At 70.3% G+C, this 5,887-nt stretch carries 5 protein-coding genes; 1 reads left to right on the top strand and 4 read right to left on the bottom strand.

Annotated features, from left to right (window positions below; translation table 11 throughout):
- The first annotated feature begins 253 nt into the window (after positions 1-253).
- On the top strand, positions 254-1,963 hold the full coding sequence (locus tag ACRWK7_RS23050) for a protein kinase domain-containing protein (RefSeq protein WP_431858652.1): 1,710 nt from the start codon (positions 254-256) through the stop codon (positions 1,961-1,963).
- 12 nt (positions 1,964-1,975) lie between these two features.
- On the opposite strand, the gene ACRWK7_RS23045 is transcribed toward ACRWK7_RS23050, so the two are convergent.
- The 4 genes from ACRWK7_RS23045 to ACRWK7_RS23030 all read right to left on the bottom strand — a co-directional run.
- Positions 1,976-2,560 carry a cold-shock protein gene (locus ACRWK7_RS23045; protein WP_431858651.1) on the bottom strand — a complete coding sequence of 195 codons (585 nt, stop codon included), beginning with the start codon at positions 2,558-2,560 and terminating at the stop codon, positions 1,976-1,978.
- 82 nt (positions 2,561-2,642) lie between these two features.
- Entirely contained in the window at positions 2,643-4,034 is a 1,392-nt protein-coding gene (locus tag ACRWK7_RS23040; protein ID WP_431858650.1) for a malonyl-CoA decarboxylase, read from the bottom strand.
- A gap of 64 nt (positions 4,035-4,098) precedes the next feature.
- Positions 4,099-5,631 carry a malonate--CoA ligase gene (locus tag ACRWK7_RS23035; RefSeq protein WP_431858649.1) on the bottom strand — a complete coding sequence of 511 codons (1,533 nt, stop codon included), beginning with the start codon at positions 5,629-5,631 and terminating at the stop codon, positions 4,099-4,101.
- Positions 5,632-5,657: 26 nt separating this feature from the next.
- A partial coding sequence (locus ACRWK7_RS23030; protein ID WP_431858648.1) for a TRAP transporter large permease subunit occupies positions 5,658-5,887 on the bottom strand: 230 nt, incomplete at its 5' end.

The following is a 5,887-nucleotide window of genomic DNA, read 5'->3' as shown; positions in this document are numbered from 1 at the left end:
GGGATCCAGGATGAGCCCCGACAGGGGCGACATGAGTCATGAGGCTCGCGGACGCGAGCACTGGATCCCCGCCTTCGCGGGGATGACGGCGAAAAGAGGATCCGAACGCTAAACTTAGCGCCTGTGGGGCTTGTCCCGGCCATCCACGACCACGCCTTTTTCGGAAGATCCGGGTGCGTGGATGCCCGGGACAAGCCCGGGCATGACGGCAAATGAGTGAAGCCGAAGCTCCAGAGGGCGCATGGCAGGCGGGTTGAGCGTTTCGATCGGGCAGCATTCCGACCAGGGCCGGAAGCCGGTCAACCAGGACTTCCACGGCGCGCTGCTGCCGGAGGGGAGGGCGCTGGTGTCCAAGGGCGTGGTGGTGGCGCTGGCCGACGGCATCTCCACCAGCGCGGTGAGCCGCGTCGCCGCGGAGACCGCCGTCAAGAGCCTGCTGACCGACTATTACTGCACCTCCGAGGCGTGGTCGGTGAAGACCTCGGCGCAGCGCGTCATCGACGCGGTCAACTCCTGGCTCCACGCCGAGACCCGGCGCAGCCGGCACGGCCACGACGCCGACCGCGGCTATGTCTGCACGCTGAGCGCCATGGTGCTGAAGTCGCGCAGCGTCCACCTCTTCCACATCGGCGACAGCCGCATCTTCCGGGTCGCCGGCGGCACGCTGGAGCAGTTGACCGACGACCACCGGGTCGTCCTGTCGTCGCAGGAGAGCTATCTCGGCCGCGCGCTGGGCGCCGCGCCGAACGTCGAGATCGACTACCGCACCCTCGACCTCAGCCCCGGCGACGTCTACGTGCTCGCCACCGACGGCGTGTACGAGCACGTCACGGGGCGCTTCGTCGCCCAGGCCATCGCCGCGTCGCCGGACGACCTCGCCGGTGCCGCCCGGCGGATCGTCGAGGAGGCGTTCGCCCAGGGCAGCACCGACAACCTCACCGTCCAGATCGCCCGCATCGATGCCCTGCCGGACGGCGATGCCACCGACGTCTTCGTCCAGACCGACGGGATGGCGCCGCCGCCCCTGCCGGAGGCGCCCTGCGACTTCGACGGCCATCGGATCCTGCGTGCGATCCACGCCAATCACCGCAGCCACATCTATCTCGCCACCGACCTGGAGACCGGCGCGCGGGTCGCGCTGAAGATCCCCTCGCTCGATCTGCGCGGCGACCAGGACCATCTCCGGCGCTTCATGATGGAGGAGTGGATCGCGCGCCGCGTCCACAGCCCCCACGTGCTCAAGGCCGTCGCGCCGACGCGCCGGCGCACCTTCCTCTACACCGTCACCGAGTACGTCGAGGGTCAAACGCTGCGGCAGTGGATGATCGACCATCCGCGTCCCGACCTCGGGGCCGTGGTCGCCGTCGTCGAGCAGATCGAGAAGGGCCTGCGCGCCCTCCACCGCATGGAGATGGTGCACCAGGACCTGCGCCCGGAGAACGTGATGATCGACCGCGACGGCGTGGTGAAGATCATCGACTTCGGCTCCACCCGGGTGAGCGGGGTGCGCGAGGCGGCGCCCGAAATCGACGCGGACGCAATCCTCGGCACCGTGCAGTACGCCGCGCCGGAATACTTCGTGGGCGAGACGGGCACGCCGCAGTCCGACCTCTACGCGCTGGGCGTCATCGCCTACGAGATGCTGACCGGCCGGCTGCCCTACGGGGCGGAGGTGTCACGCGCGCGCAGCCGGAAGGCGCAGCGGAAGCTGCGCTACGCCTCCGCGCAGAGCCCGGCGCGGCGGATCCCCGAATGGGCCGACGCGGCGCTGCGCCGCGCGGTCGATCCCGATCCGATGCGGCGCCAGGACACGCTCCTGGAGTTCGTCACCGACCTGCGCCGGCCGAACCCGGAGTTCCAGCCGACGCGCCGCCGGCCTCTCATGGAGCGCAACCCGCTGCTCTTCTGGCAGGCGCTGTCCCTGACCCTGGCAGGAGCCGTCGTCCTGCTTCTCGCGCGGTAACCGGGAGAGGGCTTACTCCGCGGGGCGCGCGGTAAGCTCGACGCGGTCCGCGACGGGCCCGTCGGCCGTGTTGCGCGCCGAGAACCAGACGTCCTCGCCGTCGGCCACCATCTCGATCCTCGACTGGCGCAGGGTCGCGCGGTCGAAATAGATGCTCTCGCCCCCGTCGGCCGGATCGATGAGGCCGGACTGGCTGTCCAGATTGTACCAGCGTATCGAGCCGGGCATCAGCTCGCCGGCGGCCGGCTCCACCGTGCGGGCCGGTTGCTCGCGGACGGGCCGCGGTTCTGGCGCCGCGCCGTCCGCGGCCGGGGCGGCGGGCTTCTTCCGGCGGCTCCGCGCCTGGGGCGCGGGCTCGGCCGGCGGCGCCTCCTCGACCCGGTGTATGGCGGACACCTGGGGGCCCTTCGCCCCCGCGGTGACGTCGCAGACGATGATCGCGCCGTCGGCCAACGCGCTCAGGCCAAGCGACGCCAGCACGGACGAGTGCAGGAAGGCTTCCCCGGTCCCGTCGCTGAAGCGGACGAAACCATACCCCTTGTCGGCCTTGAACCATTTCACCGACGCTGTGACGTTCTTCTGATCCACGGCAGGCACGATGTTGTTTCCCGGTATTGGCACGCCACAAATGGCGCCGCCGCGGCCGAGGTGCAACATCTCTTTTCAACGACCTGCGCCGCTACGGGGTGGTGCCGCCGACGGCCGGGGGCTGCGGGGACCGGGACTCGGCGCGGAGCAGACGGCGCACCCCGGCCGCGGCGGCGACCTTGCCGTGCTCGGCGAACGCCTCGTGGTTCTCCTCGATGTGCTTGAGGTCGTAGAGGTAATTGACCATCACCCCGTGCGCCTGGCGCAGGCCCTTGGGCGAGAGGTCGGCCAGCACGTTGATGCGCTCCAGCCGGGCGCCGTTGCCGAGGTGGAAGCGCGCCACCGGGTCCACCGGCTTGCCGTTGGGAAGCTTGGCGTTGAGGAAATAGTGCGCGGCGGCCGACCGCAGCGCGTCGTGCACCGCCGCGGCGCGCGCCGGCACGGCGTGCCAGTCCGGGTCGTCGAGAATGTCGAGGGCGGCGCGATGCTCCAGGGACAGCGCGGCGGGCCCCTCGGCCTTGCGCTCGCGCGCCAGCCATTGGGCGAAGCCGGGCACCGGCGACAACGTGACGAAGGTCCGCAGCTGCGGCAGCTCGCGGCTCAGCTCCTCGACCACCTGCTTGATCAGCAGGTTGCCGAAGGAGATTCCGCGCAGCCCCTCCTGGCAGTTGGAGATGGAGTAGAAGATCGCCGTGGTCGCCCCGTCGGCGGCGATGGTCTCGCGCTGCTCGCTCAGCACCTCGCCGATGGAGGACGCGATGCCGGAGGTCAGCGCCACCTCCACGAAGATCAGCGGGTCATCGACCAGCTGCGGGTGGAAGAAGGCGAAGCAGCGGCGGTCGGATGGCTCCAGCCGGCGGCGCAGGTCGTCCCAGCCGCGGATCTCGTGCACCGCCTCGTACTGGATGATCTTCTGCAGGATGTTGGCCGGTGTCGCCCAGTCGATGCGACGCAGCACCAGGAAACCGCGGTTGAACCACGACGAGAACAGGTGCGCGAAGTCGGCGTCCAGGGCGGCGAAGCCGGGGATCTCCTGGCGGTGGCGGAACGCCTCCTCGCGCATGCGCACCAGCGCGGCGGTGCCGCCGGGGGCGAGGTTGAGGCGGCGGAACAGCTCCTGCCGGCGCGGCTCGGCGGCGGCGTGCAGCTCGATCAGTGCGGCATCGGCATCGGTCTGGGCGGCCCCGGCCTGGTAGGCGCGCACCGCCTTCTCCAGCCGCCCGCGGTCGGGGCCGTAGCGCTCGGCCAGCAGGGCGAGGAAGCTCACCTTGTCCGCGCTGGCGAGCGCGCCGGTGCGGGCCAGCAGCTCGCGCGCCAGGGCCACGCCCGACGCCTCGCCCCGCCCGGAGAGCAGCGCGTCGCACAGCGCCGTCAGGTCGGCGGTGGAGGACGGCGCCGCGCCGTCGCGCCCGCGTCCGACCAGCGCCCGGCCGCGGTCCGCGATGGTGTGCAGAAGATCGCCGAAGAACGCCGTGTTCATCATCGTGCCCCCCAATTCCACCCGTTTCGGCGCCGGCCGGGGCGCTTGGCCCCGGCCGGGTGCTGGATCACGCCACGGCCTGCGCCGCGAAGGTGCCCTTGTGCTGGTCGCGCAGCAGGTTCTTCTGCACCTTGCCCATGGTGTTGCGCGGCAGTTCCTCGGTGAAGAAGACCGCCTTCGGCACCTTGTAGTTGGCCAGCTGCTCCTTGCACGCGGCGACCACCGCCTGGGCCGTCGGGTCGGTGCGGCCGGGCTTGCGCAGCACCACGGCGACCACCGCCTCGCCGAAGTCGGGGTGCGGCACGCCGACCACCGCGGATTCCACCACGCCGTCGATGCCGTCGATCACCGTCTCGACCTCCTTGGGGTAGACGTTGAAGCCGCCGGAGATCACCAAATCCTTGGCGCGGCCGACGATGTGGACGTAGCCGCGCGCGTCGATCTTGCCGACGTCGCCGGTGATGAAGAAGCCGTCCGGGCGGAACTCCTGCTTCGTCTTCTCGGGCATGCGCCAGTAGCCGCCGAAGACGTTGGGGCCCTTCACCTCGATGACGCCGATCTCCTCGGTGCCCAGCACCTTCCCCTGGTCGTCGCACACCCGCACCTCGACCTCCGGCAGCGGGAAGCCGACGGTGCCGGGCACGCGGTCGCCGTCCAGCGGGTTGGAAGTGTTCATGCAGGTCTCGGTCATGCCGTAGCGTTCCAGGATGGCGAGGCCGGTGCGCTCTTGGAACGCGCGGTGCGTCTCGGCCAGCAGCGGCGCGGAGCCGGAGACGAACAGCCGCATGTGCGCCGTAGCCTCGCGGGTCAGGCGGGCGTCGGCCAGCAGGCGGGTGTAGAAGGTCGGCACGCCCATCATCACCGTGGCCTTGGGGAGCAGGCGGAACGCGGTGTCGGCGTCGAACTTCGGCAGGAACAGCATCGACGAGCCGTTCAGCAGCATGCAGTTGATCGCCACGAACAGCCCGTGCGTGTGGAAGATCGGCAGCGCGTGCAGCAGCACGTCGTCCGGCTGGAAACCCCAGTACTTATGCAGCGTCAGCGCGTTGGAACCGAGGTTGCGGTGCGACAGCATCGCGCCCTTCGACCGCCCGGTGGTGCCGGAGGTGTAGAGGATCGCCGCCAGGTCGTCCGGCCCGCAGGCGACGGTCGCGCAGGCGGCGTCCAGCGACCGGGCCCGCTCCGGCAGGCTGCCGTCGCCGTCGGTGCCCAGCGTCAGCACCGCGCTGACGCCGGCCTTGCCGGCGACCTCGTGCAGGGCGGCCTCGGTCTCCGGCCGGCAGACGAAGACGCGCGGCTCGGCGTCGGTCAGGAAGTATTCGACCTCGGCCTTGGTGTAGGCGGTGTTCAGCGGCAGGTAGGCGGCCCCGGCGCGCAGACAGGCGAGGTAGAGGAACACCGCCTCCGGCGACTTCTCCACCTGCACCGCCACGCGGTCGCCCTTCACCACGCCGAGGTCGGTGAGCAGGCGGGCGTAACGGCCGCTGATCGCCTCCAGGTCGGCGTAGCTGTAGCGGCGACCGTCTTCCGTCTCGATGAAGGGTGCTGCGCGGTCGGCGGGGAAGCGGCTCTCGGCGAGAGCGTAGAAATTCGCGCTCATGATGTCGTCCTTGGAAGGGGAGGCCGTCAGCCGGCGAACACCAGGGTCGGAAGGGCGGTGGCGATCTGCGGGAAGAAGCACAGCAGAAGCACGGTGACGATCATCAGCCCGACGAACGGCATCACGCCCCAGATCACGTCCTTGAGCGGGATGTCGGGAGCGATGTTCTTGATGACGAAGATGTTCAAGCCGACGGGCGGGTGGATGAGGCCCATCTCCATGACCACCATCATGATGACGCCGAACCAGATCAGGT

It is taken from the genome of Azospirillum sp., from assembly GCF_050789165.1.
The sequence above is the reverse complement of the archived record's forward strand: the minus strand, read 5'-3'. Positions and strand labels throughout refer to the sequence as shown.